This window comes from Streptomyces sp. PA03-5A (assembly GCF_033792725.1).
Lineage (GTDB): Bacteria > Actinomycetota > Actinomycetes > Streptomycetales > Streptomycetaceae > Actinacidiphila.
Map to the genome: position 1 here is coordinate 1 of NZ_JARAVL010000096.1, position 628 is coordinate 628.

Genomic DNA, 628 nt, shown 5'->3' on the forward strand with positions numbered 1-628 from the left:
GGTGTCTGAATTCGCCGGTCGGGGGGTGTGGGGGGATGCTGGTGTATATGAGTACGCGCGTTCCTGCGGATTCTGTGCCTCGGGCGGAGTTGCCCGGGTGGTCGCCGATGCTGGCGGTGGCGGGGCCGTTGCCGGGGCCGGGGGCGGAGGCGGAGTACGGTTTCGAGCCGTTGTTCAACGGTGCCCGGGTGCTGGTGTACCTGCCGGGGGACGGTGAGGTGCGGTTGGTGTCGGGGATCGGGCAGGACGTGACGGCGGGGTATCCGGAGTTGTGGGGGTTGCCGGGGTCGTTGCCGCCGGGTCTGGTGGGGGTGCTGGACGGGGAGATCGTGGCGTTGGGGAAGCACGGCGGGGTGTCGGTGGAGCGGTTGCAGCGGCGGATGAGTCTGCGGCATCCGGCGGCGGTGGCGGAGGCGGCCGAGGCGATGCCGGTGCAGTTGGTGGTGTACGACATCCTGCACTTGGGGGAGCCGGTGTTGCATTCGCCGTACACGGCGCGGCGGGCGTTGCTGGATGATCTGGGGGTGTCCGGGCCGCATGTGGTGGTGCCGCCGTACTGGCCGGCGATGGCGAGTGAGGCGTTGCACTACATCCGTCAGGAGGGGTACGACGGTGTGGTGGCGAAGCG

The 628-nt window shown here is 69.9% G+C and carries 1 protein-coding gene; it reads left to right on the forward strand.

The window, feature by feature from the left end:
- Positions 1-107 precede the first annotated feature (107 nt).
- Positions 108-628, forward strand: a 521-nt coding sequence (locus PV410_RS44635) for an ATP-dependent DNA ligase (protein ID WP_500332398.1), incomplete at its 3' end; no start/stop codon positions are given.